The organism is Escherichia sp. TC-EC600-tetX4, assembly GCF_019356055.1.
GTDB lineage: Bacteria > Pseudomonadota > Gammaproteobacteria > Enterobacterales > Enterobacteriaceae.
Map to the genome: position 1 here is coordinate 695891 of NZ_CP079924.1, position 23852 is coordinate 719742.

26 protein-coding genes and 1 riboswitch are annotated in these 23852 nt (G+C 49.2%); of the genes, 14 read left to right on the forward strand and 12 right to left on the reverse strand.

What is annotated here, in order from left to right; all coding sequences use genetic code 11:
* Positions 1 to 12 precede the first annotated feature (12 nt).
* The 4 genes from KXD89_RS03370 to ubiK all read right to left on the reverse strand — a co-directional run bounded on the left by KXD89_RS03370 (position 13) and on the right by ubiK (position 5038).
* Entirely contained in the window at positions 13 to 2478 is a 2466-nt protein-coding gene (locus tag KXD89_RS03370) for a fimbria/pilus outer membrane usher protein (protein WP_000016375.1), read from the reverse strand.
* A protein-coding gene (locus KXD89_RS03375; protein ID WP_088895425.1) for an IS3-like element IS2 family transposase occupies positions 2463 to 3691 on the reverse strand; the annotation gives its coding sequence in 2 pieces (ribosomal slippage) (positions 2463 to 3376 and positions 3376 to 3691; 1230 coding nt in all). Before KXD89_RS03375 ends, KXD89_RS03370 begins: the two co-directional genes overlap by 16 nt.
* Positions 3692 to 3912: 221 nt before the next feature.
* A complete protein-coding gene (locus KXD89_RS03380) occupies positions 3913 to 4464 on the reverse strand; it encodes a fimbrial-like protein (RefSeq protein ID WP_001272145.1) in 552 nt (183 codons plus the stop codon).
* Between the two features lie 283 nt (positions 4465 to 4747).
* Positions 4748 to 5038 carry a ubiquinone biosynthesis accessory factor UbiK gene (gene ubiK / locus KXD89_RS03385; protein ID WP_001295626.1) on the reverse strand — a complete coding sequence of 97 codons (291 nt, stop codon included), beginning with the start codon at positions 5036 to 5038 and terminating at the stop codon, positions 4748 to 4750.
* A gap of 121 nt (positions 5039 to 5159) precedes the next feature.
* Positions 5160 to 5308: riboswitch (FMN riboswitch) on the forward strand.
* A gap of 103 nt (positions 5309 to 5411) precedes the next feature.
* On the opposite strand from ubiK, the gene ribB reads away from it, so the two are divergent.
* The gene (ribB, locus tag KXD89_RS03390; RefSeq protein WP_001076997.1) at positions 5412 to 6065 is read left to right on the forward strand and encodes a 3,4-dihydroxy-2-butanone-4-phosphate synthase; all 654 of its coding nucleotides are present in this window, start codon (positions 5412 to 5414) and stop codon (positions 6063 to 6065) included.
* Between the two features lie 261 nt (positions 6066 to 6326).
* On the forward strand, positions 6327 to 6497 hold the full coding sequence (yqiD, locus tag KXD89_RS03395) for a protein YqiD (RefSeq protein WP_000469266.1): 171 nt from the start codon (positions 6327 to 6329) through the stop codon (positions 6495 to 6497).
* Positions 6498 to 6554: 57 nt separating this feature from the next.
* Here the strand turns inward: yqiD and zupT are convergent, their stop codons facing one another.
* Positions 6555 to 7328: a zinc transporter ZupT gene (zupT, locus tag KXD89_RS03400; RefSeq protein ID WP_001295627.1), complete on the reverse strand. Its 774-nt coding sequence runs from the start codon at positions 7326 to 7328 to the stop codon at positions 6555 to 6557.
* A gap of 142 nt (positions 7329 to 7470) precedes the next feature.
* On the opposite strand from zupT, the gene ygiD reads away from it, so the two are divergent.
* Positions 7471 to 8259: a 4,5-DOPA dioxygenase extradiol gene (gene ygiD, locus KXD89_RS03405; RefSeq protein WP_001320780.1), complete on the forward strand. Its 789-nt coding sequence runs from the start codon at positions 7471 to 7473 to the stop codon at positions 8257 to 8259.
* 37 nt (positions 8260 to 8296) lie between these two features.
* On the opposite strand, the gene KXD89_RS03410 is transcribed toward ygiD, so the two are convergent.
* The 3 genes from KXD89_RS03410 to tolC form a co-directional block, all read right to left on the reverse strand.
* Positions 8297 to 9457 (reverse strand): glutathionylspermidine synthase family protein, encoded by a 1161-nt coding sequence (locus KXD89_RS03410; protein WP_000442860.1) that lies wholly within the window; start codon positions 9455 to 9457, stop codon positions 8297 to 8299.
* 5 nt (positions 9458 to 9462) lie between these two features.
* Positions 9463 to 10134 (reverse strand): DUF1190 family protein, encoded by a 672-nt coding sequence (locus KXD89_RS03415; protein WP_000831543.1) that lies wholly within the window; start codon positions 10132 to 10134, stop codon positions 9463 to 9465.
* A gap of 147 nt (positions 10135 to 10281) precedes the next feature.
* A complete protein-coding gene (tolC, locus tag KXD89_RS03420) occupies positions 10282 to 11763 on the reverse strand; it encodes an outer membrane channel protein TolC (RefSeq protein WP_000735278.1) in 1482 nt (493 codons plus the stop codon).
* Positions 11764 to 11967: 204 nt separating this feature from the next.
* Between tolC and nudF the strand changes: the two genes are divergently transcribed.
* Genes nudF through parE form a run of 5 tightly spaced genes read left to right on the forward strand, consistent with a single transcriptional unit; the run spans position 11968 to position 16374 of the window.
* Positions 11968 to 12597: an ADP-ribose diphosphatase gene (gene nudF / locus KXD89_RS03425; protein WP_000917117.1), complete on the forward strand. Its 630-nt coding sequence runs from the start codon at positions 11968 to 11970 to the stop codon at positions 12595 to 12597.
* The gene (locus tag KXD89_RS03430) at positions 12598 to 13020 is read left to right on the forward strand and encodes a DUF1249 family protein (RefSeq protein WP_000833393.1); all 423 of its coding nucleotides are present in this window, start codon (positions 12598 to 12600) and stop codon (positions 13018 to 13020) included.
* A 24-nt stretch (positions 13021 to 13044) separates the two neighbouring features.
* Positions 13045 to 13872 carry a 3',5'-cyclic-AMP phosphodiesterase gene (gene cpdA / locus KXD89_RS03435; RefSeq protein WP_000444747.1) on the forward strand — a complete coding sequence of 276 codons (828 nt, stop codon included), beginning with the start codon at positions 13045 to 13047 and terminating at the stop codon, positions 13870 to 13872.
* Positions 13872 to 14453 carry an esterase YqiA gene (gene yqiA / locus KXD89_RS03440; RefSeq protein ID WP_000105733.1) on the forward strand — a complete coding sequence of 194 codons (582 nt, stop codon included), beginning with the start codon at positions 13872 to 13874 and terminating at the stop codon, positions 14451 to 14453. The genes cpdA and yqiA overlap by 1 nt, the downstream gene beginning before the upstream one ends.
* Before the next feature lie 28 nt (positions 14454 to 14481).
* Positions 14482 to 16374 (forward strand): DNA topoisomerase IV subunit B, encoded by a 1893-nt coding sequence (parE, locus tag KXD89_RS03445; RefSeq protein WP_000195296.1) that lies wholly within the window; start codon positions 14482 to 14484, stop codon positions 16372 to 16374.
* Between the two features lie 47 nt (positions 16375 to 16421).
* On the opposite strand, the gene KXD89_RS03450 is transcribed toward parE, so the two are convergent.
* Together KXD89_RS03450 and mdaB are read right to left on the reverse strand one after the other, a co-directional pair.
* A complete protein-coding gene (locus tag KXD89_RS03450) occupies positions 16422 to 16736 on the reverse strand; it encodes a putative quinol monooxygenase (RefSeq protein ID WP_000958598.1) in 315 nt (104 codons plus the stop codon).
* Between the two features lie 30 nt (positions 16737 to 16766).
* Positions 16767 to 17348: an NADPH:quinone oxidoreductase MdaB gene (mdaB, locus tag KXD89_RS03455; protein WP_000065430.1), complete on the reverse strand. Its 582-nt coding sequence runs from the start codon at positions 17346 to 17348 to the stop codon at positions 16767 to 16769.
* Between the two features lie 318 nt (positions 17349 to 17666).
* Between mdaB and KXD89_RS03460 the strand changes: the two genes are divergently transcribed.
* Complete coding sequence (locus KXD89_RS03460) at positions 17667 to 17999, forward strand: DUF2645 family protein (RefSeq protein ID WP_000917684.1); 333 nt, start codon at positions 17667 to 17669, stop codon at positions 17997 to 17999.
* A 45-nt stretch (positions 18000 to 18044) separates the two neighbouring features.
* On the opposite strand, the gene qseC is transcribed toward KXD89_RS03460, so the two are convergent.
* Complete coding sequence (gene qseC / locus KXD89_RS03465) at positions 18045 to 19394, reverse strand: quorum sensing histidine kinase QseC (RefSeq protein ID WP_000673402.1); 1350 nt, start codon at positions 19392 to 19394, stop codon at positions 18045 to 18047.
* Positions 19391 to 20050, reverse strand: coding sequence for a quorum sensing response regulator transcription factor QseB (qseB, locus tag KXD89_RS03470; protein ID WP_001221495.1), 660 nt, complete (start codon positions 20048 to 20050; stop codon positions 19391 to 19393). Before qseB ends, qseC begins: the two co-directional genes overlap by 4 nt.
* Positions 20051 to 20201: 151 nt before the next feature.
* On the opposite strand from qseB, the gene ygiW reads away from it, so the two are divergent.
* From ygiW to KXD89_RS03495, 5 genes are all read left to right on the forward strand, one after another.
* Positions 20202 to 20594: an OB fold stress tolerance protein YgiW gene (gene ygiW / locus KXD89_RS03475; protein ID WP_000712658.1), complete on the forward strand. Its 393-nt coding sequence runs from the start codon at positions 20202 to 20204 to the stop codon at positions 20592 to 20594.
* A gap of 52 nt (positions 20595 to 20646) precedes the next feature.
* A complete protein-coding gene (locus tag KXD89_RS03480) occupies positions 20647 to 21129 on the forward strand; it encodes a GyrI-like domain-containing protein (RefSeq protein ID WP_000183505.1) in 483 nt (160 codons plus the stop codon).
* 204 nt (positions 21130 to 21333) lie between these two features.
* Complete coding sequence (gene mqsR, locus KXD89_RS03485; protein ID WP_000415584.1) at positions 21334 to 21630, forward strand: type II toxin-antitoxin system toxin MqsR; 297 nt, start codon at positions 21334 to 21336, stop codon at positions 21628 to 21630.
* A gap of 1 nt (position 21631) precedes the next feature.
* The gene (gene mqsA, locus KXD89_RS03490) at positions 21632 to 22027 is read left to right on the forward strand and encodes a type II toxin-antitoxin system antitoxin MqsA (RefSeq protein WP_000650107.1); all 396 of its coding nucleotides are present in this window, start codon (positions 21632 to 21634) and stop codon (positions 22025 to 22027) included.
* Positions 22028 to 22159: 132 nt separating this feature from the next.
* Complete coding sequence (locus KXD89_RS03495; protein WP_001295629.1) at positions 22160 to 23767, forward strand: ABC transporter substrate-binding protein; 1608 nt, start codon at positions 22160 to 22162, stop codon at positions 23765 to 23767.
* The last annotated feature ends 85 nt before the right edge of the window (positions 23768 to 23852 follow it).

Consider the following 23852-nt stretch of genomic DNA (forward strand, 5'->3'; position numbering starts at 1 on the left):
TTTCATCCTGAATTAATTTTGGCTAATACACGGTAAAATAGCCGTTCCGGTGGTTAAGTTGCTGCTATTGGGTGGTTGAATAAAACAAGATTTGTCACCCCAGCGTAAAGCAAGTTTGTTATCATCCTGAATGCCGTTGAGGTATACAAAGCCGCCATCAGCAACCAGTCCTAATTCTTTGTGGCTGGTTTCATCTTTTACGCTAATCCCCAGTGGTGGATGACTACCATCTGCCAGGCGAATAACCCCTATGATTTGGTAGCCCTTGCGGGTATCAAGTTTGGCGTAGCCAATAGCACCCTCGGTTAAGGTGGTGGTGATAACCGAGTTTTCGATATCCACATTTTCTGGCAGATTTCGGGTATCAACACTTAATGATGTTGTTATGTAACTGCTGACTGATGGAATAACTCCGATGCCATACCGATTAGTTACCGCGCGTTTATTGTTCAACGGAATATCTTCAGTGCCGTCTGCGTCGATCATAAAACGCGAGTCAGCACTACCGCTATAGTCGTGGAAAGCGGCACCGTGGCGAGTCGCAGTGAATGAACCATTCCAACTGGCATTCAGAGAATAATAACTGTCTCGCTGTGATGTACCGGAGAGGTAGAGTCGACCGTTCTCGGTATTATGCTGATAACTGGCGCGTAGTGACGCTTTCATATCTTTGAATTCATCATTGTCGCCTGAAGCAGAAACGCTCCAGGAATTATTTCGATCGGAAGAGTCATACCACGAAGCAGTATGCGAAATCTCATTATCCTGATTTCGTTGCATACCATAGCTCAATGTTCTACTAGTTCCCCAGGGAATCGAAATATTTAGGTACAGTTGATCCTGGTTGTCTTCTTCCCAGTTTATTCGGCTAAATGTTAGAGAAGTGGAGACGTTTTTTAATGGCCCGATATCAAAATCGCGGCTAAGTGATAATGAATAATTCACATTACTGCTGGCGTCCCAGTAAGTATTACGAGCCAAACTTACGTATGTATTTAACCTTAATGATTCAAGATACTGGTTAAACGTGACAATATAACTCTCTTTTTCATTCTGATAATTCGTGTAATGGTTAGTGTCATTGATATATTCATTCATTGTCACAAAGTTTTTATCAGAGAAACGGTAACCAGCGAAAGTGAGCTGGCTACCGGTAGATTCAAAACGTTTTGAATAGTTAGCGCGGTAGCTATAACCCGTTTCTTTATCCTGATTATGCAACTGAGCATCAGATCGTGTGACATCAAAAGATAATGAACCTAATGAGTTAAGATTAAAACCAACGCCGGCAGCCAGAGATTGATAATCACGGTTTGTTAAAACTGAACCACCATACAGGGATACATTGTTCAGCCAACCCCATGAGAATTCACCAGTCCAGAAGAAGGGTTGTTGTAAGGAATCACCACCAACGCTGGTCGGTTTACCCATAGCAGTGGTGTAGCGAATCTGCCCTTTACGCGTCAGATAAGGAATACTATTAGATGCAACTTGCCATTGCGTAACGCGTCCGTCCTCTTCTTCAACCTTGACGTCAAGTTGCCCCTGTAATGTATTGAATAAATTGGTAATAGCAAATGGGCCTGGAGGAACATTTTCTTGATAAATAATACGGTTGTTCTGTGAGACAGTGACCTTTGCATTCGTTTGTGCGACACCCGTGATTTGCGGTGCGTAACCACGTAGGTCTGGCGGTAACATATTCTCATCGCTTTTCAACGAAATGCCAGAAAAATGGAAAGAGTCGAAAATAGAGGATTCAGTATCGTATTGACCTATAGTTAGTTTTGCATTCATTGCTGGGATTGGGCGAAACAAATAAATACGCGGAAAATCCAGGTTGGTCGCCTGGCTTTTGCCATTGTTAAATGACTGATCGTACTGGTAATCAGTACGCAGGCGCCAGGCCCCAAGATTAACCCCAGCCTGCCCATAGGAACTTATATTTTGCGAATTATCGCCCTGATGTGGTGCATAATGAGAGGCATATAAATTGTAGTCAAGAAATGCCCCAGCAATACCATGATTCCAAAGTTCAGGAGGCGTCCAGTTTGCATCTTTGTATTTTAACCATGCCTGAGGTGCAGATATGGATAATTGCATTTTCCCTTTATCGAGATAAGTTGTAATTTGTTTTTCTTTTTCGATAGGGTAACAACCATCGATCAGGTTTTGCTGAGTTTTTTCAATAAATTCATCAGTAAATCCTAATAATGTTAATTGCTCTGGTGTCACGCAAACTGCAGTTTGGTTATCAATTAATACCCATTGGAGGTCAAGGTGGATTGGCGTCCTCTTATTATTAATCAGAGTGCTTAGTGAATATTTGCCGACGGGTAATTGGCCATCAGTTTCAAATTGGGAAAGGTTAACGTTTTCACGATCTTCGGCTTCGATTAAATCTTTGTTGAATTCAACGGCATAAGCTGACGCACAACCAATGATGATAACTGGATTTGCCCCTATATTTCCAGACATCTGTTATCACTTAACCCATTACAAGCCCGCTGCCGCAGATATTCCCGTGGCGAGCGATAACCCAGCGCACTATGCGGATGCCATTCGTTATAATGCTCGAACGCCTCTGCAAGGTTCTTTGCTGCCGTTAACCCGTCTGGTTTGGGCATGATACTGATGTAGTCACGCTTTATCGTTTTCACGAAGCTCTCTGCTATTCCGTTACTCTCCGGACTCCGCACCGCCGTGTTCTTCGGTTCAAGTCCCAACATCCGGGCGAACTGGCGTGTTTCATTAGCCCGGTAGCATGAACCATTATCCGTCAGCCACTCCACTGGAGACGACGGAAGATCGTTGCCGAAGCGGCGTTCCACCGCTCCCAGCATGACGTCCTGTACTGTTTCACTGTTGAAGCCGCCGGTAGTGACCGCCCAGTGCAGTGCCTCACGATCACAGCAGTCCAGCGCGAACGTGACACGCAGTCTCTCTCCGTTATCACAGCAGAACTCGAACCCGTCAGAGCACCATCGCTGATTGCTTTCTTTCACGGCCACTCTGCCTGTATGTGCCCGTTTCGATGGCGGTACAGCAGGTTTTCGCTCAAGCAACAGCGCATTCTGGCGCATGATCCGGTAAACACGTTTGGCATTGATCGCAGGCATACCATCAAGTTCTGCCTGTCTGCGAAGCAGCGCCCATACCCGACGATAACCATACGTTGGCAGCTCTCCGATAACATGGTGTATACGGAGAAGCACATCCGTATCATCAGTGTGACGACTGCGGCGGCCATCCATCCAGTCATCGGTTCGTCTGAGAATGACGTGCAACTGCGCACGCGACACCCGGAGACAACGGCTGACTAAGCTTACTCCCCATCCCCGGGCAATAAGGGCGCGTGCGCTATCCACTTTTTTGCCCGTCCATATTCAACGGCTTCTTTGAGGAGTTCATTTTCCATCGTTTTCTTGCCGAGCAGGCGCTGGAGTTCTTTAATCTGCTTCATGGCGGCAGCAAGTTCAGAGGCAGGAACAACCTGTTCTCCGGCGGCGACAGCAGTAAGACTTCCTTCCTGGTATTGCTTACGCCAGAGAAATAACTGGCTGGCTGCTACACCATGTTGCCGGGCAACGAGGGAGACCGTCATCCCCGGTTCAAAGCTCTGCTGAACAATTGCGATCTTTTCCTGTGTGGTACGCCGTCTGCGTTTCTCCGGCCCTAAGACATCAATCATCTGTTCTCCAATGACTAGTCTAAAAACTAGTATTAAGACTATCACTTATTTAAGTGATATTGGTTGTCTGGAGATTCAGGGGGCCAGTCTAATAACGGATAATGAACAATAAATATTTTTAATCAATTCGCTTATTGTGGTTAATTTTAATTTTTTATACATCTGATCCACTTATCATTAATCCGTTAATGATGTGGCCGGGCGAACCCGGCCAAATGCGATTACTCGTAAGCAATCTTGTAGTCAGCCTGAGCGTAAACGTTGCCCGGGGTGGCATCTTTGCTTGGGGATTCCATACGAGCTTTGAAATTCAGTTCCTGATAGCTGTTGGTATTGTTGAACGTAATTACTACCGGAGTACCTAAAGTTACTTCGCCGCTCTGGCTGTCCAGAATACGTACGCCAACGCCAGTGGCGCCGCCGATTTCAGTTTCTTTGGTATTTTTCAGAAGATCAGACTGACCCGTCATGGTATTTGCTGTAGTGAAAGTAACCTTCGCTTTTGAATAAGTAGTTCCACCCTGACTCAGCATGCAGTCCTGCAGGTGAATAGTGAAAGGTTCAGCCAAAGATTTCTGATCGCTTTTCAGTACGGTATCTGCTACTTCACCCAGATTTACAGTTAAATCTTCGTCACCTGGTTTAATAGAACATGGAGCAGAGATAACTTCACCTTTAAATTTAACAATACCGTGACCTTCATCAGCAAACACGTTATTGGAAAGAATCATTGCTACGCCAGCAACAAGAAGTGACTTTTTAAAAGCGGACATAATATTCCTTTATATAAAGATAAGTAGAAAAGAGAATGATTAGTAACTGTTATTTAAGGACTACTAATCATTGAAATATGATATTTTATTTTGTGTTTTTTATAAAATTAGTTTATCTAAATATCGATTAAGTAAAACTTAAAAAATACATTGCAATTATACTTTCAATTGTACTCATTCATTTTTGTGATGGTTTTCTGAATGGGATTACGCGATAAGGTAATAGAAAGCACTATAAATTAGAGGATTAATTCATAATTTACAGTGCATTAAAGACGAATGTTTACAGCGTTGGGGGGAGAGTCTCTGGATCTGGCTGCTTTTTGATCTCAGTACTGCGATTTTCCAGTTCGCTGATTCTTTGTTCAAGCAGCGCCAGTTTTTCACGAGTCCGTAACAGGACTTGCGTTTGGACGTCGAACTCTTCACGGCTTACAAGGTCGAGGCGCGTCAGCTGCGCTTGTAGGGTTTGGCGGATTTTTTTCTCCACATCTTCCCCGAACTCCCTGATTCCTTTAGGCATTGATTCGTGAACCTGGCGAGCGATTTGCTCAATTTTTTTCGGGTCAATCATTGTAGTTTCCCTGTACTGATAGGTGTTGAGTGCCATTGTAGTGCGATAAGGGTAAGTCATAAACCAGAATTATGTGAAGCTATGCGTTGCTGCCGCTAATCATTAGCGTTATAGTGAATCCGCTTATTCTCAGGGCGGGGCGAAATTCCCCACCGGCGGTAAATCAACTCAGTTGAAAGCCCGCGAGCGCTTTGGGTGCGAACTCAAAGGACAGCAGATCCGGTGTAATTCCGGGGCCGACGGTTAGAGTCCGGATGGGAGAGAGTAACGATTCTGTCGGGCATGGACCCGCTCACGTTATTTTGGCTATATGCCGCCACTCCTAAGACTGCCCTGATTCTGGTAACCATAATTTTAGTGAGGTTTTTTTACCATGAATCAGACGCTACTTTCCTCTTTTGGTACGCCTTTCGAACGTGTTGAAAATGCACTGGCTGCGCTGCGTGAAGGACGCGGTGTAATGGTGCTTGATGATGAAGACCGTGAAAACGAAGGTGATATGATCTTCCCGGCAGAAACCATGACTGTTGAGCAGATGGCGCTGACCATTCGCCACGGTAGCGGTATTGTTTGCCTGTGCATTACTGAAGATCGCCGTAAACAACTCGATCTGCCAATGATGGTAGAAAATAACACCAGCGCCTATGGCACCGGTTTTACCGTGACCATTGAAGCAGCTGAAGGTGTGACTACCGGTGTTTCTGCCGCTGACCGTATTACGACCGTTCGCGCAGCGATTGCCGATGGCGCAAAACCGTCAGATCTGAATCGTCCTGGCCACGTTTTCCCACTTCGCGCTCAGGCAGGTGGTGTACTGACGCGTGGCGGTCATACTGAAGCAACTATTGATCTGATGACGCTGGCAGGCTTTAAACCGGCTGGTGTACTGTGTGAGCTGACTAATGACGATGGCACGATGGCGCGTGCACCAGAGTGTATTGAGTTTGCCAATAAACACAATATGGCGCTCGTGACTATTGAAGACCTGGTGGCATACCGTCAGGCACATGAGCGTAAAGCCAGCTGAAAACCGCTGCTTAATTTACTGCCTTAATCAAGAAACCGAAGTTGTAGCAGGCTTCGGTTTTTATTTTTCCCTGCTATGCAAGATGTTAATTCCGCTTCTCTTTCTATGAGAAAATTTCATTAATATCAGGCATTCTTTTTCATTATGATCAAAATCATATAATTGTTCCGTTATTATGCGACCATATGAATATATCCGAAAAAGGATATGTGAAATTTATACGCTAAATGTTTAGTATTGTTAAATATTAAGGGTAAAAGGATGTTTATCGCCTGGTACTGGATTGTATTGATTGCTCTGGTTGTGGTGGGTTATTTCCTGCATTTGAAACGTTATTGTCGGGCGTTTCGCCAGGACAGAGACGCACTGCTTGAAGCGCGGAACAAATACTTAAACAGTACGAGAGAAGAGACAGCCGAAAAGGTAGAATAAGGCTTTCGTGAAGCTGGCAGAAGTTGTCCATGCGCTGGACAACTTCTGATGTTGTTTTTAACCAATTCCCGCCGTTTGTAGCAGCACTAAACTGAATCCCATCACTGACATTCCACATAGTACGCCATAGCTGGGGTTATTATTAGGGTCAATCTCTTTGGCGAGCGGCATTAATTCATCAACCGAGAGCGCCACCATAATTCCTGCAACCGCCGCCATGATTGCCGCCATGACCACCGGGGAAATCATGCTACCGAGGATTAACCACGCCAGCACACCACCAAGAATTTCTGCTAGTCCAGAAATCCCCGCCCACAGAATCGCGGTGCGTTTAGACCCCGTTGCCGCATAAACCGGGCCTGCCACTGCCAGACCTTCAGGGATATTGTGCAACGCGACGGCCAGTGCGATGCCAAATCCCAGCTCCAGGTTGCTGCTCGCCGTGACAAAGGTGGCAATCCCTTCCGGGAAGTTATGCAGACTGATGCCGAGAGTGAGCAGAATGGCTGTGCGCTTGATCGATTTTGGCAACGGCTGCACCGATTTTTGCATTAAATCCTGCGGATGAGCATGTGGCAACATGCGGTCCAGGCCAAAATAGCCAAGCAGACCGAAGATAAACATTCCATAACCCAACACAGGCGACATTCCTTCAGCTGCTAGTGCGGCAGGAAGCATTTCCATTAATGAGATGAGCAACATGATCCCCGCCGCAAAACCTAGCGAAAACGCCAGTAAGCGGTTCGAGGGTTTTTGCCCGAGAACGCCGAGAAACGCGCCAATAAACGTGGCTGCCCCCGCCAGTATGGTCAGAATGAGAGGTACTGACATCGACAACTCCTTATAAATCTTCACCTTCAGGCAGATCGTCAAAATAACTGATGATCATCATCATTGTTATCCGGGTTCTTACTCCGCCGAACAAGCGTATTGTGAGGATATCAAAATGACACCTTTAGTTAAGGATATCATCATGTCTTCAACACGTATGCCAGCATTGTTTTTAGGTCACGGTAGTCCGATGAACGTGCTGGAAGATAATTTGTATACCCGCAGCTGGCAGAAGTTGGGGATGACATTGCCACGCCCGCAAGCGATTGTGGTGGTTTCGGCTCACTGGTTTACCCGTGGAACAGGAGTGACCGCGATGGAGACGCCGCCCACGATTCATGACTTTGGTGGCTTCCCGCAGGCGCTGTACGATACGCATTATCCTGCTCCGGGTTCGCCTGCGCTGGCACAGCGTCTGGTTGAGCTGTTAGCGCCGATCCCGGTGACGCTGGATAAAGAAGCCTGGGGCTTTGACCACGGCTCGTGGGGCGTGCTGATTAAGATGTATCCTGACGCTGATATCCCGATGGTGCAGTTGAGTATCGACAGTAGCAAACCTGCCGCCTGGCATTTCGAAATGGGGCGCAAACTGGCAGCGCTGCGAGATGAAGGAATAATGTTGGTCGCCAGCGGTAACGTGGTGCATAACCTGCGCACAGTGAAGTGGCACGGTGATAGTTCACCGTATCCGTGGGCGACGTCGTTTAATGAGTATGTGAAAGCGAATCTGACGTGGCAAGGGCCAGTGGAACAACATCCTCTGGTGAATTACCTCGACCATGAAGGTGGCACGTTATCGAACCCAACGCCAGAGCATTATTTGCCGTTGTTGTATGTGTTAGGTGCGTGGGATGGGCAGGAGCCAATTACCATTCCGGTTGAGGGTATAGAAATGGGCAGCCTGAGTATGCTGTCGGTGCAGATAGGCTAACAATTACCGGATGGCGAGTGCCATCCGGTATCGTGGCTTATTCAACAAAAATATGTGGATAAAACCGAGACATATCCTGGGTGATCAATGCACGGTCTTCACGAATGCCAATTCCGGCGGGTTGATCGTTCACCAGCCAGCTACCAATCAGCATATAGCTGTCGCCGAATTTCGGTAACGGGTGGAATTGCTGAACAATCATCCCTTCTTCGCCATACGGACCTTCCGCTGCTTCAATGGTTTTGCCGTTCTCAATGATCGACACGTTTGCGCCTTCACGGGAGAAGATCGGTTTAACCACATATTTTTCCATTTGCGGATGATCATCTTCCGCAAAATAAGCGGGCAGCAGGTTCGGGTGATTCGGGAACATCTCCCACAGTAGCGGTAGAAGTGCCTTGTTGGAGATAATGCTCTTCCACGCCGGTTCCAGCCAGCGTACGCCTGCATCCTCCAGCTTGGTTGAGAACATCTCACGCAACATAAATTCCCACGGATACAGTTTGAACAGGTTGGAAATTACCTGATCCTGTAAATCCGTGAACTGACCTTTTTCACCTAACCCGATATCATCGATGTAGAGGAACTCAGTAGCAATTTCAGCTTCCGTTGCGCAGTCCTGCAAATACTGAATGGTTCCGCGATCTTCCACCGTGTCGCGACAGCAGGTGAGATGCAGCAACTGGAAGCCATACTGTTCACGCAGCTCAACGAAGCGATCGATCAGTTTTTCTTGCAGACTGTTAAACTGGTCGCTGCCCTCCGGCAAGTTACCGGCGTTAAGCTGATCTTCCAGCCAGATCCACTGAAAGAACGCCGCCTCGTATAGTGACGTTGGCGTATCGGCGTTATTTTCCAGAAGTTTAGGTTCACCAGTGCCATCCCACGCCAGATCAAGACGCGAATAAAGCGATGGCTGGTGCGTCAGCCATGACTGGCGCACAAAACTCCAGGTGTGTTTTGGAATGCGGAATTTGGTCATCAGCTCATCGCTGGCGATCACTTTTTCCACCACTTTCAGGCACATCTGGTGCAGTTCGGCGGTGACTTCTTCCAGCTTTTCAACCTGGGCGAGGGTCAACTTGTAGTAAGCATCTTCACACCAGTACGGCTCGCCGTACATGGTGTGAAAATTGAAACCGTATTCGTGGGCTTTCTCACGCCAGTCCGGGCGCTCGGTAATACTGACTCTTTCCATCGGTATCAGCCACCCATTGAACGAGAAGAGGTACCGGTTGCACTACGCTGCATAGTGCTTTGTTTGGCAACAGATTCACCAAAACCGCCACGGGTAACGGTAGTGGTGGTCGCCGGTTTTGGTGCCATTGCCGTCTTCGGTACGGTCATGGTGCGGCCTGGCTGGGCTGCGCCATAGTTTTTACCCGTCGCGTCGGTATATTTACCGTAAGCCGGACTGGCTGGGTTTTTCGAGGAGAACAGCGGCTGCTGTGCAAATCCCGCGCCGCCGCCCATCAGACGCCCCATCATGTAACCGGCCATCAGCGGCATCCAGAAACTCCCGCTGGATTGCTGGGCCTGCGCCTGGTTTTCTGGTGCCATGCCAGCCTGGGCTGGTGCCTGCTGGCACTGACCTTCACCAAATTCAGCAACACAGTCTTCACGGGTGGCGTATTTCGGCGCAGTACGTTCGGCTTCTTTCAGCGCATTGTTGTACGCGGTGGTACATTCGGCGCTTTTGCCTGGGTTTGCAGCTGAACAGTCGTCAGCATTTTGATAGAGAGACACTGTTTCATCACTCTTTTCACAGCCAGCCAGCATAAAAACAGTGGCAACCGCGAGAGCGACTGGTGTCAGATGGCGTGCGCTCCAGTTTTTGCGGAACGATGCGTGGCGTATGGATTTTGTCCGTTTCATTTTTGTCTTCCGGGACCAGTGGTAAATACCCATCAGAATAGAGGATGGCTGGTCGAAATTGAAGCGAGAAGGGGGAAGAATGCGGCAGATAACCCGTATCTTTACGTTGCCTTACGTTCAGACGGGGCCGAAGCCCCGTCGTCGTCATCAGTTACGGAAAGGGTTATGACCGTTACTGGTGGTAGTGCGTGCGGATGTTTGCTGAACGACTGGTGCCGGGCTATCAGGCGCATAACCATCAGCAATAGCATTCTGTTCCGGCGTTTGCGGTGCAACGTTTTCCGGATTAGTGGAAACCGGTTTGCTCAGCGCATTGTTCAGTGCCAGCAGATCCTGCTCGTTCAACGTACCCAGAGCTGACTTAATATTCAGCTGATTAATCAGGTAGTTATAACGCGCATTCGCCAGCTCTTGCTTGGCGTTGTACAACGTGGTGGTCGCATCCAACACATCAACAATGGTACGCGTACCGACCGAGTAGCCCGCTTCCATCGCGTCTAATGAGCTTTGAGCGGAAACTACGGCTTGTTTGTAGGCGTTAATGCTACTGATAGATGCATTAATGTTGTTGAAGGAGGAACGCACGGTCTGCACGACGCTACGATGGGCACTTTCCAGTTGCTCGCTGGCACCGACAAAGTTGTACTGTGCCTGTTTCACCTGCGAGTTAACCATTCCGCCCTGATAAATCGGCAGCGAGAAGCTCAGGCCAACTTTGTTCTGGCCCATATTGCTATCGTCATACTGGGTACCAGCGGCACCACGGGTTTTCGAACCGCTATAAGAGGTGTCAGAAATCCCGGTAGAAGCCGTTAAATCCAGAGTCGGTAAGTGACCATCCTGCGCCTGGCGAATTTGCTCGCGCGCCAGGTCCTGGCTCAAGCGTGCCTGTAACAGCGACAGGTTGCGTTTTTCGGCTTCTTTCAGCAGCGCGTTAACCGGCTGTGGTTTGTCGGTTTTAAAGTTTTCGACATTCAGCGCAGCCAGTTCCGGATAGTAGTTACCGGTGATCTGGCGCAGCTGCTCTACCGCGTTATCAAGGTTATTACGTGCGGTCACTTCGTTCGCCAGCACGGTATCGTACTGTGCGCGGGCGTTCTGCACGTCGGTGATCGCTACCAGGCCCACGTTAAAACGTTGGGTGGTTTGATCTAATTGACGGTAGATCGCTTCTTTTTGTGCCTGTGTATAGGAAAGAACGTCAATAGCATTCAACACGTTGAAATAAGCGGTCGCGGTGTTGAGGATCAAGGTTTGCTGATCGGTCTGATACGTGACGTCCTGAATCCCTGCTGCTTTTTCCTGCAGCGTTAACGCACGCCATTTCGACATATCAAAAATGGATTGAGTTAACTGCAAGGACGCACTGGTCGCGTTAGAGTTGATGCCGTTCGCGTCGCGGTAGCCGTTGCTATAGGTGTAATCTGCACCTAAACCTAGCTGTGGCAGTAATGGACTGCGCGCTTCATTAATTTTTTCAAAGGCAGCATCACGATCGGCGGCAGACTTACGCAATTCCGGGTTACTAAGGCGTGCTTGCTGATAAACTTGCATCAGGTTCTCGGCCTGGCTCAACGAACTGAACCCAGAAAGGCTCAGGCCGATAAGAATGGGGAGCAATTTCTTCATTTGCATTCCTTGTGGTGAAGCAGTATTTAGCGCGATCAAACTGTAAAATTATTGCGGATTCTAGCAGAAGCCGCTACCGCAAAAGGTTGGCGTTACGTGCCATAGGGCGTTAATGTGCCTCAATTTAACACATGACTGCTCAAACGGCAGTCAAACGTCGCTGAAATTCACATTTAATTCACTATTAGTGCCAGGACATTAACAATGCTTAAGCCAGACAACCTGCCCGTTACATTTGGCAAAAACGATGTAGAAATTATTGCACGAGAAACACTTTATCGCGGCTTTTTTTCATTAGATCTTTATAGATTTCGTCATCGTCTATTCAACGGGCAAATGAGTCATGAGGTGCGGCGGGAAATTTTTGAGCGCGGTCACGCCGCAGTCTTGCTACCCTTTGACCCAGTGCGTGATGAAGTTGTGCTGATTGAGCAGATTCGGATTGCCGCGTACGACACCAGCGAAACCCCTTGGCTACTGGAGATGGTTGCCGGGATGATTGAAGAGGGTGAAAGTGTGGAAGATGTTGCCCGTCGCGAAGCGATTGAAGAGGCGGGACTGATAGTCAAACGGACCAAACCGGTGTTAAGTTTCCTGGCAAGCCCGGGGGGCACCAGTGAGCGTTCGTCAATTATGGTGGGCGAAGTGGACGCCACGACCGCAAGCGGTATTCACGGTCTGGCTGATGAAAACGAAGATATTCGCGTTCATGTGGTAAGCCGGGAACAGGCATACCAGTGGGTAGAAGAGGGGAAAATCGACAACGCAGCGTCGGTCATCGCTTTGCAATGGCTGCAGCTGCATCATCAAGCGTTAAAAAATGAGTGGGCATAAATGAAGCGTTACACACCTGACTTTCCTGAAATGATGCGCCTGTGCGAGATGAACTTTTCACAATTGCGCCGTTTGTTACCGCGCAATGACGCACCCGGCGAAACTGTAAGCTATCAGGTGGCAAACGCACAATATCGGCTGACGATTGTGGAATCGACCCGATACACTACCCTGGTGACAATAGAACAGACTGCGCCCGCGATCAGTTACTGGAGCCTTCCGTCAATGACGGTGCGTCTGTATCATGACGCGATGGTGGCTGAAGTGTGTTCAAGCCAGCAGATTTTTCGCTTCAAAGCGCGGTATGATTATCCTAATAAAAAGTTGCATCAACGCGACGAAAAGCATCAAATTAATCAGTTTTTAGCGGACTGGTTGCGATACTGTTTAGCACATGGAGCGATGGCGATTCCGGTTTATTAGCGTCGTGAAACCTAAGGACACCATTTGGAAAGCCTGTTAACCCTTCCTCTGGCTGGTGAGGCCAGAGTCAGGATTTTACAAATTACCGACACTCACCTGTTTGCACAAAAGCACGAAGCCCTGTTAGGGGTAAACACCTGGGAGAGTTACCAGGCGGTGCTGGAGGCGATTCGGCCACACCAGCACGAATTCGACCTGATTGTCGCGACAGGTGATTTAGCGCAGGATCAATCCTCTGCGGCCTATCAGCATTTCGCTGAAGGCATCGCAAGTTTTCGTGCGCCCTGCGTCTGGCTGCCGGGCAACCACGATTTCCAGCCCGCGATGTACAGCGCGTTACAGGATGCGGGTATCTCCCCGGCGAAGCGCGTGTTTATTGGTGAGCAATGGCAAATCCTGTTGCTGGATAGCCAGGTGTTTGGCGTGCCGCACGGTGAGCTGAGCGAGTTTCAGCTTGAGTGGCTGGAACGTAAACTGGCCGATGCGCCAGAACGCCATACGTTGCTGCTGCTGCATCATCATCCGCTACCTGCGGGTTGTAGTTGGCTCGATCAACACAGTCTGCGTAACGCGGGCGAACTGGATACCGTGCTGGCGAAGTTTCCGCACGTCAAATACTTGCTGTGCGGTCATATTCATCAGGAGCTGGATCTCGACTGGAATGGTCGCCGCCTGCTGGCAACGCCGTCGACCTGTGTGCAGTTTAAGCCGCACTGTTCCAACTTTACGCTGGATACCATCGCGCCCGGCTGGCGTACTCTCGAGTTACATGCTGATGGCACGCTGACCACCGAGGTGCATCGCCTGGCGGACACACGTTTCCAACCTGATACCGCTTCAGAAGGCTACTGATGTCTACGCTTCTTTATTTACACGGTTTCAACAGCTCGCCGCGCTCTGCAAAAGCGAGCTTGTTAAAAAACTGGCTGGCGGAACATCACCCTGACGTTGAGATGATCATTCCGCAGTTGCCGCCGTATCCTTCCGACGCGGCAGAGCTGCTGGAATCCATTGTCCTGGAACATGGCGGTGATTCGCTGGGTATTGTCGGTTCGTCACTGGGGGGATATTACGCCACCTGGTTGTCACAATGTTTTATGCTGCCCGCAGTGGTGGTAAACCCGGCGGTGCGCCCGTTTGAACTGCTGACGGACTATCTCGGTCAGAACGAGAACCCCTACACCGGGCAGCAATATGTGCTAGAGTCACGCCATATTTACGATCTTAAAGTCATGCAGATTGACCCGCTGGAAGCGCCGGATTTGATCTGGCTGCTGCAACAGACGGGAGATGAAGTGCTGGATTACCGCCAGGCGGTGGCGTACTACGCTTCCTGCCGCCAGACTGTCATAGAAGGCGGCAACCACGCATTCACGGGCTTCGAAGATTATTTCAACCCGATCGTCGATTTTCTTGGTCTGCACCATCTCTGACGATCAACTCGAATTACTAACTTAAACCATGACGCAAACTTATAACGCTGATGCCATTGAGGTACTCACCGGGCTTGAGCCGGTTCGCCGCCGTCCGGGGATGTATACCGATACCACTCGCCCTAACCATTTGGGGCAAGAAGTCATTGATAACAGTGTGGATGAAGCACTGGCGGGTCACGCAAAACGCGTGGACGTTATTTTACATGCTGACCAGTCGTTAGAAGTTATTGACGATGGGCGCGGGATGCCGGTGGATATTCACCCGGAAGAGGGTGTACCGGCGGTTGAACTGATTCTTTGCCGTCTGCATGCAGGCGGTAAATTCTCTAACAAAAATTACCAGTTCTCTGGCGGCCTGCATGGCGTGGGGATTTCGGTGGTTAACGCCCTGTCGAAGCGCGTAGAAGTTAACGTGCGCCGCGATGGTCAGGTTTATAACATCGCCTTTGAAAATGGCGAAAAGGTGCAGGATTTACAGGTTGTCGGCACTTGCGGTAAACGCAATACTGGTACCAGTGTGCACTTCTGGCCGGATGAAACCTTCTTTGACAGCCCGCGATTTTCTGTTTCACGCCTGACGCATGTGCTGAAAGCCAAAGCGGTATTGTGCCCTGGCGTTGAGATCACTTTTAAAGATGAGATCAACAATACCGAACAACGCTGGTGCTATCAGGACGGTCTGAATGATTACCTGGCGGAAGCGGTAAATGGTCTGCCGACGCTGCCGGAAAAACCGTTTATCGGTAATTTCGCTGGTGATACTGAAGCTGTGGACTGGGCGCTACTGTGGCTGCCGGAAGGCGGTGAACTGCTGACCGAAAGCTACGTCAACCTTATCCCAACGATGCAGGGCGGTACCCATGTTAATGGTCTGCGTCAGGGCCTGTTGGACGCGATGCGTGAGTTCTGTGAATACCGCAATATTCTGCCGCGCGGTGTAAAGCTGTCGGCGGAAGATATCTGGGATCGCTGCGCCTATGTGCTGTCAGTAAAAATGCAGGATCCGCAGTTTGCCGGGCAGACGAAAGAGCGTCTCTCTTCGCGTCAATGCGCGGCATTCGTTTCTGGCGTGGTGAAAGATGCCTTTATCCTGTGGCTGAACCAGAACGTTCAGGCGGCTGAACTGCTGGCGGAGATGGCGATTTCCAGCGCCCAGCGCCGTATGCGTGCGGCCAAAAAAGTGGTGCGTAAAAAGCTGACCAGCGGCCCGGCGTTGCCTGGCAAACTGGCTGATTGTACCGCGCAGGACCTTAACCGTACCGAGCTGTTCCTTGTGGAAGGTGACTCCGCAGGCGGATCTGCCAAGCAGGCGCGCGATCGCGAATATCAGGCGATCATGCCACTGAAAGGTAAGATCCTTAACACCTGGGAAGTCTCTTCCGACGAAGTGCTGGCTTCGCAGGAAGTGCACGATATTTCGGTAGCGATCGGTATCGATCCTGACAGCGACGATCTGAGCCAGCTTCGTTATGGCAAAATCTGTATCCTCGCGGATGCGGACTCTGATGGTCTGCACATTGCCACGCTGCTCTGCGCTTTGTTCGTAAAACATTTCCGCGCGTTGGTGAAACACGGTCACGTTTACGTCGCACTGCCACCGCTCTACCGTATTGATCTCGGGAAAGAGGTTTATTACGCGCTGACGGAAGAAGAGAAAGAGGGCGTACTTGAGCAATTAAAACGCAAGAAAGGCAAGCCGAACGTCCAGCGTTTTAAAGGTCTGGGGGAAATGAACCCGATGCAATTGCGCGAAACCACGCTTGATCCGAACACTCGCCGTCTGGTGCAGTTGACTATCGATGATGAAGACGATCAGCGTACTGACGCGATGATGGATATGCTGCTGGCGAAGAAACGCTCGGAAGATCGCCGCAACTGGTTGCAAGAGAAAGGCGACATGGCGGAGATTGAGGTTTAAAGGAAAGAACATTGCCCGGTCAGGATGGCCGGGCAAACAAGGCAGGATTAAATCCCTGGCTGCAGAATACGGATATTCATCTCCAGCACGTCACCTTTTACGGCTTCGCTATACGCCTTCATGTGCGGGGTTTGCAGATGCGCTTCAAGATGCGCGATGCTTTCCCACTGCTCAATCATCACGATAGAATCCGGTGCCATAGACTGGAAACTCACGCCAGCTGCGCAATCCACCATTGGCGCATAGCCGTGGCAACCTTCTTCTTTCAGTACGGTTGGAACGATTTTAGCAAACTGATCCAATACCGCCTGACGGTGATGTTGACCAGGACGAGTACGGATTTCTGCGATTACGGTAAGCATGGTTAACTCCTTCTAAAGCCTGAGCTCTAGTTAACCAAAAATTTCCACAAGATGCTTGCGATATTCTTCAGTATAGCGGGGAACATCAGGCATTTTTATCACGTCATTAGCGATAAATGTCGGCAGCGGTTCCATACCGAGGAATTGGTTTGCTTTATGGAACGGCAGATACACACCGTCAACGCCAACGCCGTGGAAGAACTGATCTTTTTCGGTGAAGGCTTCCATTGGTGCGTTCCAGGTCAGAGAAAGCATATATTTTTTGCCCTGTACCAGGCCGCCGGAACCGTATTTTTTCGACGGATCTTTGCGGGTACGACCATCGCTGGCATACAGCGTCCCGTGACCTTCGGTGAATACATCATCAATGTATTTTTTCACTGTCCACGGCGCGCCCATCCACCAGCCTGGCATCTGCCAGATCACCACATCAGCCCAGAGAAAGTTTTGTACTTCCGCTTTGACATCGTAGTCGCTGTCGGCGCGAACGATGCGGACATCATGCCCAAGGTCGCGCAGTGTGCCATCCGCGACTTCGGTCAGGGTGTCGTTCAGTTGACCATTGGAGTGGGCGAATTTTTTCGCGCCGTTGATAATCAGGATGTTGCTCATTTTTTAACCTCAAGGTGAGACGTTTGCCGACTATAGTACGTCACAGAGCGGTACGGTGAAATTAGCAAAATGTGCAAAGTCTTTTGCGAATTTAGCAAAAGTCTGATCTTACTCTGACTCACCGATGCAGGATAAATATTTTCTGAAAATGACAATACTGATAGCCATTCCTCATAATTCTTACTCGCACCGGAATAATTTACACGTTTGGTTCGGTTTTTTTGGGGATTGAAAATATGGCTTTGAATAAGTAAAAGATGAAAGTATCAACGTGTCATGTTGATAATTATAAATGGATTTTTATGAGCGTACTGATATATGTTAAAGCAGAAAATTAAAACAATATTTGAAGCATTGCTATATATAATGCTTACTTATTGGTTAATAGATTCTTTTTTTGCTTTCAATAAGTATGACTGGATGCTTGAGTCGGGAGGAAATATTTGCAGTATACCTTCCGTTTCAGGCGAAGATCGTATATTGCAAGCAATGATTGCAGCATTTTTTCTTCTTACGCCACTTATTATTCTTATCTTAAGAAAACTCTTTATGCGGGAAATGTTCGAGTTTTGGGTATATGTATTCTCGCTCGGTATTTGTCTGGTTTGTGGTTGGTGGCTTTTTTGGGGACGGTTTATATTTTGCTATTAGTAAAATCTATGAGAGTCGTTTTAACGGCTCTCATAGACAGAGAAGTTACCAGCTTACCTTCGCCTCAAATCCACCTTGTTCCGCATTCCCAAATTCAACATTCATGCCATGCAATTTGGCGATTCGCTGGACAATCGATAGCCCAAGCCCGCTGCCGGTAGCGGTTTGTCCGGGTGGGCGATAGAAGCGTTCGCCAATTCGCGCCAGTGCCTCTGGTGTCACACCGGGGCCGTTATCCCTCACGATGAAATTATCAGCATTCAGCGTGACGTCTACCACGCTGCCCTGTGGACTGTAGCGCACGGCGTTATCCAGCAAATTTCGCACCAACAAACTTAGCAATAGCGGTTGCCCGGTGCGTTTGATGCTGTGGGCATTGAGTGTCAGTCGCACGTCAATTTTCGCCTGCTGCGCCGTGTGGTAAATATCCATCACCGACGATTGCAGGAGATCTTCAAGCGGGATCTCCGCGACGTCCTGAAGGTTATCCAGTGAGTCCAGCCGCGATAGCGTGAGCAGTTGATCAACCAGACGAGTAGCGCGATCGATCCCGGAATGTAATTGGAGCAGTGCTTTTTTCCGCGCCTGCGGATCATCGTCAGAGAGCTGCGCAACTTCGGTTTGCACTTTCAGCGCCGTTAACGGGCTACGAAGTTCGTGAGCTGCGTCGGAGGTAAAGCGTCGTTCACGAACCATCATCGCATGTGTGCGGGCGAACAGTTGATTTAGCGACTCAACCAGTGGCCGCACTTCGCTGGGTACGCCAGTCGCGTTTAGTGGTTTTTCCGAGTCAGGGTCACGCATACGTAGTGCCAGCGCCAGTTTGTTCAGCGGCGCGAGTTCACGACCCAGTAGTACCATCATGATGATTAACATAATCGGCAGTGCGACCAGCCACGGGATCAATTGCCCGGCAACAATCGCCAGCGCCATGTCTTCACGGTATTCCCATTCCTGGCCAACAACGATGCGATATTTGCCATCAGGTGAGGTCATCCAGACAAAACGCCAAGGATCGTCTTCACCGACCAGTTGCCCGTCAGCAAAACCTTCCCGTTGATAGCTATAGGGAATATCTTCTCCGTTATCGCCATCATTAAGGACCATTCTGCCGTCGTGGGTAAAGATGGCAAAGGTCAGCGCATCGTCATCAACATGACCGTGTTTTAATCTATTTGGCGTCTGTGCCATGCGATCCGCCGCGTTGATTTCGTTGAGATCGAGCGTACTTAACCGCTTGGCAAACAGCATCAGTTGGGTGTCGAACAATTCATCGACGTTATCCGTTGTTTGTTTCCAGGCGACAAAGCTGGAAAGCAGCCAGGTCACCGAGGCCAGAATTAAAAAGATTAGCGTCAGCCTGACGCGCAGACTAAGACGTTGGGTAAATTTCATTTCTCACCTAATGTGTAACCAATACCATGCACGGTACGAATAAAATCACTACCGAGTTTGCGTCGCAGATGATGCACATGCACTTCAACGGCATTACTGGTGACCTCTTCGTCCCAGGTATACAGTTTCTCTTCAATCAGTTTGCGCGACAGTACCCGACCAGCGTTACGCATCAGTAATTCCAGCAGGGCAAATTCTTTTGGTTTCAGTGTTAAGGGTTCGCCAGCCAGCGTGGCGATACGTTTGCCGGGGTCGAGCATGACGTTACCGTGGCGCAGCTCGTTGCTGGCCTGGCCGTTGGTTCGGCGCATCAGAGCTTCCAGCCTGGCGGCGACTTCTATCAACGCAAAAGGTTTACACAGATAATCGTCAGCTCCCAGACGCAGCCCTTCTACACGTTCCGCCAGCGCATCGCGCGCGGTCAGGATCAGTACCGGCTCACGCTGACCTTTTTCTCGCCATTCGCGCAAAATATCGCGACCATCCATGCCTGGTAAGGTTAAATCCAGGATCACCGCATCATAAGGTGCGCTATAAAGCGCCTCTTTTCCCTGACGACCTTGTGTAAACCAGTCGACGCTAAAACCCATTTTACTAAGGCCCGTTTTGATGCCGTCGCCAATCAGCATGTCATCTTCTATCAGTAAAATTCGCATTTTTTCATCCCTGCGATAACCGTATTTGCTGCCAGTAAACCGTGTTGTAACGCGCTCTGTACAGCACTAAATTTTATTTTTTTCCCTTAAGAAGTTGTTAAGGACTATCTTGTTAAATGCTCGGAAACAGACATTAAAGGGAGTAATAAACATGAAAAAATTCGCAGCAGTAATCGCAGTAATGGCCCTGTGCAGCGCACCGGTGATGGCAGCAGAGCAGGGCGGTTTTTCTGGCCCATCGGCAACGCAAAGTCAGGCCGGAGGATTCCAGGGGCCGAACGGCAGCGTAACGACTGTAGAAAGCGCAAAATCCCTGCGTGACGACACCTGGGTAACCCTGCGCGGCAATATCGTTGAACGCATCTCTGACGATCTCTACGTGTTCAAAGATGCCAGCGGTACTATCAATGTTGATATCGACCACAAACGCTGGAACGGCGTGACGGTGACGCCGAAAGATACGGTTGAGATTCAGGGTGAAGTCGATAAAGACTGGAATTCTGTTGAAATTGACGTCAAACAGATCCGCAAAGTAAATCCGTAATTGTTACCGCTCCCGGGACGCGTTCCCGGGAATAATTTCGCAGGGAGGCAAAATGACAAACCTGACACTGGATGTAAACATTATCGATTTCCCATCAATACCTGTGGCGATGTTGCCGCACCGCTGTAGCCCTGAATTGCTCAACTACAGCGTGGCGAAATTTATCATGTGGCGTAAAGAGACGGGGCTTTCTCCTGTTAACCAAAGCCAGACTTTTGGCGTCGCCTGGGACGACCCTGCCACCACCGCACCGGAAGCGTTTCGCTTTGATATCTGCGGCAGCGTTAGCGAACCGATTCCCGATAATCGTTATGGTGTGAGCAATGGTGAACTTACCGGTGGACGTTATGCCGTGGCCCGCCACGTTGGCGAGCTGGACGATATTTCACACACGGTATGGGGCATCATTCGCCACTGGCTGCCTGCAAGCGGCGAGAAAATGCGTAAAGCACCGATTCTGTTTCACTACACCAATCTTGCCGAAGGGGTGACAGAGCAGCGACTGGAAACGGATGTTTATGTGCCGTTGGCGTGATGCCTGACTCCAGCTTCCCTTATAAATTCCTGCTTCAAACTGGCGCTACTAATGCGCCACTTTCTTATATGGTCAATCACTTTCCTTAAAGAATACGTTTTGTGTGGTCACTATCTCCGTACATCTAACTAACCTTTTAGGTGCTTTTTCATTGCTGTAATTAACCTTTTAGGTTATAACTAAAGTAACAGGGAGGCGGGGGTTATGGAAAAACGCACACCACATACACGTTTGAGTCAGGTTAAAAAACTTGTCAATGCCGGGCAAGTTCGTACAACACGTAGTGCCCTGTTAAATGCAGATGAGTTAGGTTTGGATTTTGATGGTATGTGTAATGTTATCATTGGATTATCAGAGAGCGACTTTTATAAAAGCATGACCACCTACTCTGATCATACTATCTGGCAGGATGTTTACAGACCCAGGCTTGTTACAGGCCAGGTTTATCTTAAAATTACGGTAATTCATGACGTACTGATCGTCTCGTTTAAGGAGAAGTAATATGAAATGTCCGGTTTGCCACCAGGGAGAAATGGTTTCTGGCATTAAAGATATTCCATACACCTTCCGTGGACGAAAAACAGTATTGAAAGGTATCCACGGTTTATATTGTGTCCATTGCGAAGAGAGCATCATGAATAAAGAAGAGTCAGATGCTTTCATGGCGCAAGTAAAGGCATTTCGGGCTTCGGTGAATGCCGAAACAGTGGCACCTGAATTTATAGTGAAGGTTCGAAAAAAGCTCTCTCTTACCCAAAAAGAGGCAAGCGAAATTTTTGGGGGAGGTGTAAATGCGTTTTCGCGTTACGAAAAAGGCAATGCCCAACCTCATCCTTCCACAATCAAACTTTTACGTGTTCTGGATAAGCATCCAGAACTATTGAATGAAATCCGTTAATTAATGGAAAAGCGGGGGCAACTCGCTTTTTTCTTTACCGGAGTGTGAGCCAAATCACTCGCGATAAGTTTGAGCGAACAATGCCACAGGCGTATTGTTGTTGGGCTTATAATTTCTCCGGTAAGGAATACCATGTATACGCGAAATTTATTATGGCTGGTCAGCCTGGTAAGTGCGGCTCCTCTCTACGCTGCTGACGTTCCCGCCAACACACCGCTCGCCCCGCAACAAGTCTTTCGTTACAACAATCATAGCGACCCAGGTACGCTCGACCCGCAAAAGGTGGAGGAGAATACTGCCGCGCAGATTGTGCTGGATCTGTTTGAAGGTCTGGTATGGATGGACGGTGAAGGCCAGGTGCAGCCCGCTCAGGCTGAACGCTGGGAGATACTGGACGGCGGCAAGCGCTATATTTTCCATCTGCGTAGCGGTTTGCAGTGGTCCGACGGTCAGCCTCTGACGGCAGAGGATTTTGTCCTCGGCTGGCAGCGCGCGGTTGACCCGAAAACGGCAAGCCCTTTTGCTGGCTATCTGGCACAGGCGCACATTAACAATGCCGCAGCTATTGTTGCGGGTAAAGCAGATGTTACATCGCTGGGTGTCAAAGCGACGGATGATCGTACTCTTGAAGTTACGCTTGAGCAGCCGGTTCCTTGGTTCACGACGATGCTCGCCTGGCCGACGCTGTTCCCGGTTCCTCATCATGTCATCGCTAAACATGGCGATAGCTGGAGTAAGCCAGAGAACATGGTTTACAACGGTGCCTTTGTGCTTGATCAGTGGGTAGTTAACGAAAAGATTACTGCACGCAAAAATCCAAAGTACCGCGATGCGCAACATACAGTATTGCAACAGGTTGAGTATCTGGCGCTAGATAATTCGGTCACCGGCTATAACCGCTATCGCGCGGGAGAGGTCGATCTCACCTGGGTTCCGGCGCAGCAAATTCCCGCCATTGAAAAATCACTGCCTGGCGAGCTACGAATTATTCCGCGTCTGAACAGCGAATATTACAACTTCAACCTTGAGAAACCGCCATTTAACGATGTGCGAGTGCGTCGGGCGCTATATCTTACGGTTGATCGACAGCTTATTGCGCAAAAGGTACTGGGGTTGAGAACGCCCGCAACCACGCTGACGCCGCCAGAGGTAAAAGGCTTTAGCGCGACGACGTTCGATGAACTGCAAAAGCCAATGAGTGAGCGCGTCGCGATGGCAAAAGCCTTGCTGAAACAGGCGGGATACGACGCCTCTCATCCGCTACGCTTTGAGCTGTTCTACAACAAGTACGATCTGCATGAAAAGACCGCGATAGCGTTGTCTTCCGAATGGAAAAAATGGCTGGGTGCACAGGTGACGCTGCGCACAATGGAGTGGAAAACCTATCTTGATGCCCGACGAGCCGGTGATTTCATGCTGTCTCGGCAGTCGTGGGATGCGACGTACAATGATGCTTCCAGCTTCCTGAACACGCTCAAAAGCGATAGTGAAGAAAACGTCGGTCACTGGAAAAATGCGCAGTATGACGCCTTACTAAACCAGGCCACGCAGATCACTGATGCGACAAAGCGTAATGCGTTGTATCAGCAGGCAGAAGTGATCATCAACCAACAGGCACCGCTGATTCCTATCTACTATCAGCCGTTAATCAAACTGCTTAAACCCTACGTTGGCGGTTTTCCGCTGCATAATCCCCAGGATTATGTCTACAGCAAAGAGTTGTATATCAAGGCACATTGATGCCTTTATCGCCGTCGGAGCACGTCCGGCGGCGCTATTCACGTTGATCTCCTGTGACTCGACGCGGCAGATAATGTAGTATCTC

Bases quoted from the DNA above. Each gene is read 5' to 3' on its own strand.
- KXD89_RS03370 (WP_000016375.1), bottom strand. From the start codon at position 2,478: ATGTCTGGAAATATAGGGGCAAATCCAGTTATCATCATTGGTTGTGCG.
- KXD89_RS03380 (WP_001272145.1), bottom strand. From the start codon at position 4,464: ATGTCCGCTTTTAAAAAGTCACTTCTTGTTGCTGGCGTAGCAATGATT.
- ubiK (WP_001295626.1), bottom strand. From the start codon at position 5,038: ATGATTGACCCGAAAAAAATTGAGCAAATCGCTCGCCAGGTTCACGAA.
- ribB (WP_001076997.1), top strand. From the start codon at position 5,412: ATGAATCAGACGCTACTTTCCTCTTTTGGTACGCCTTTCGAACGTGTT.
- yqiD (WP_000469266.1), top strand. From the start codon at position 6,327: ATGTTTATCGCCTGGTACTGGATTGTATTGATTGCTCTGGTTGTGGTG.
- zupT (WP_001295627.1), bottom strand. From the start codon at position 7,328: ATGTCAGTACCTCTCATTCTGACCATACTGGCGGGGGCAGCCACGTTT.
- ygiD (WP_001320780.1), top strand. From the start codon at position 7,471: ATGTCTTCAACACGTATGCCAGCATTGTTTTTAGGTCACGGTAGTCCG.
- KXD89_RS03410 (WP_000442860.1), bottom strand. From the start codon at position 9,457: ATGGAAAGAGTCAGTATTACCGAGCGCCCGGACTGGCGTGAGAAAGCC.
- KXD89_RS03415 (WP_000831543.1), bottom strand. From the start codon at position 10,134: ATGAAACGGACAAAATCCATACGCCACGCATCGTTCCGCAAAAACTGG.
- tolC (WP_000735278.1), bottom strand. From the start codon at position 11,763: ATGAAGAAATTGCTCCCCATTCTTATCGGCCTGAGCCTTTCTGGGTTC.
- nudF (WP_000917117.1), top strand. From the start codon at position 11,968: ATGCTTAAGCCAGACAACCTGCCCGTTACATTTGGCAAAAACGATGTA.
- KXD89_RS03430 (WP_000833393.1), top strand. From the start codon at position 12,598: ATGAAGCGTTACACACCTGACTTTCCTGAAATGATGCGCCTGTGCGAG.
- yqiA (WP_000105733.1), top strand. From the start codon at position 13,872: ATGTCTACGCTTCTTTATTTACACGGTTTCAACAGCTCGCCGCGCTCT.
- parE (WP_000195296.1), top strand. From the start codon at position 14,482: ATGACGCAAACTTATAACGCTGATGCCATTGAGGTACTCACCGGGCTT.
- KXD89_RS03450 (WP_000958598.1), bottom strand. From the start codon at position 16,736: ATGCTTACCGTAATCGCAGAAATCCGTACTCGTCCTGGTCAACATCAC.
- mdaB (WP_000065430.1), bottom strand. From the start codon at position 17,348: ATGAGCAACATCCTGATTATCAACGGCGCGAAAAAATTCGCCCACTCC.
- KXD89_RS03460 (WP_000917684.1), top strand. From the start codon at position 17,667: ATGTTAAAGCAGAAAATTAAAACAATATTTGAAGCATTGCTATATATA.
- qseC (WP_000673402.1), bottom strand. From the start codon at position 19,394: ATGAAATTTACCCAACGTCTTAGTCTGCGCGTCAGGCTGACGCTAATC.
- qseB (WP_001221495.1), bottom strand. From the start codon at position 20,050: ATGCGAATTTTACTGATAGAAGATGACATGCTGATTGGCGACGGCATC.
- ygiW (WP_000712658.1), top strand. From the start codon at position 20,202: ATGAAAAAATTCGCAGCAGTAATCGCAGTAATGGCCCTGTGCAGCGCA.
- KXD89_RS03480 (WP_000183505.1), top strand. From the start codon at position 20,647: ATGACAAACCTGACACTGGATGTAAACATTATCGATTTCCCATCAATA.
- mqsR (WP_000415584.1), top strand. From the start codon at position 21,334: ATGGAAAAACGCACACCACATACACGTTTGAGTCAGGTTAAAAAACTT.
- mqsA (WP_000650107.1), top strand. From the start codon at position 21,632: ATGAAATGTCCGGTTTGCCACCAGGGAGAAATGGTTTCTGGCATTAAA.
- KXD89_RS03495 (WP_001295629.1), top strand. From the start codon at position 22,160: ATGTATACGCGAAATTTATTATGGCTGGTCAGCCTGGTAAGTGCGGCT.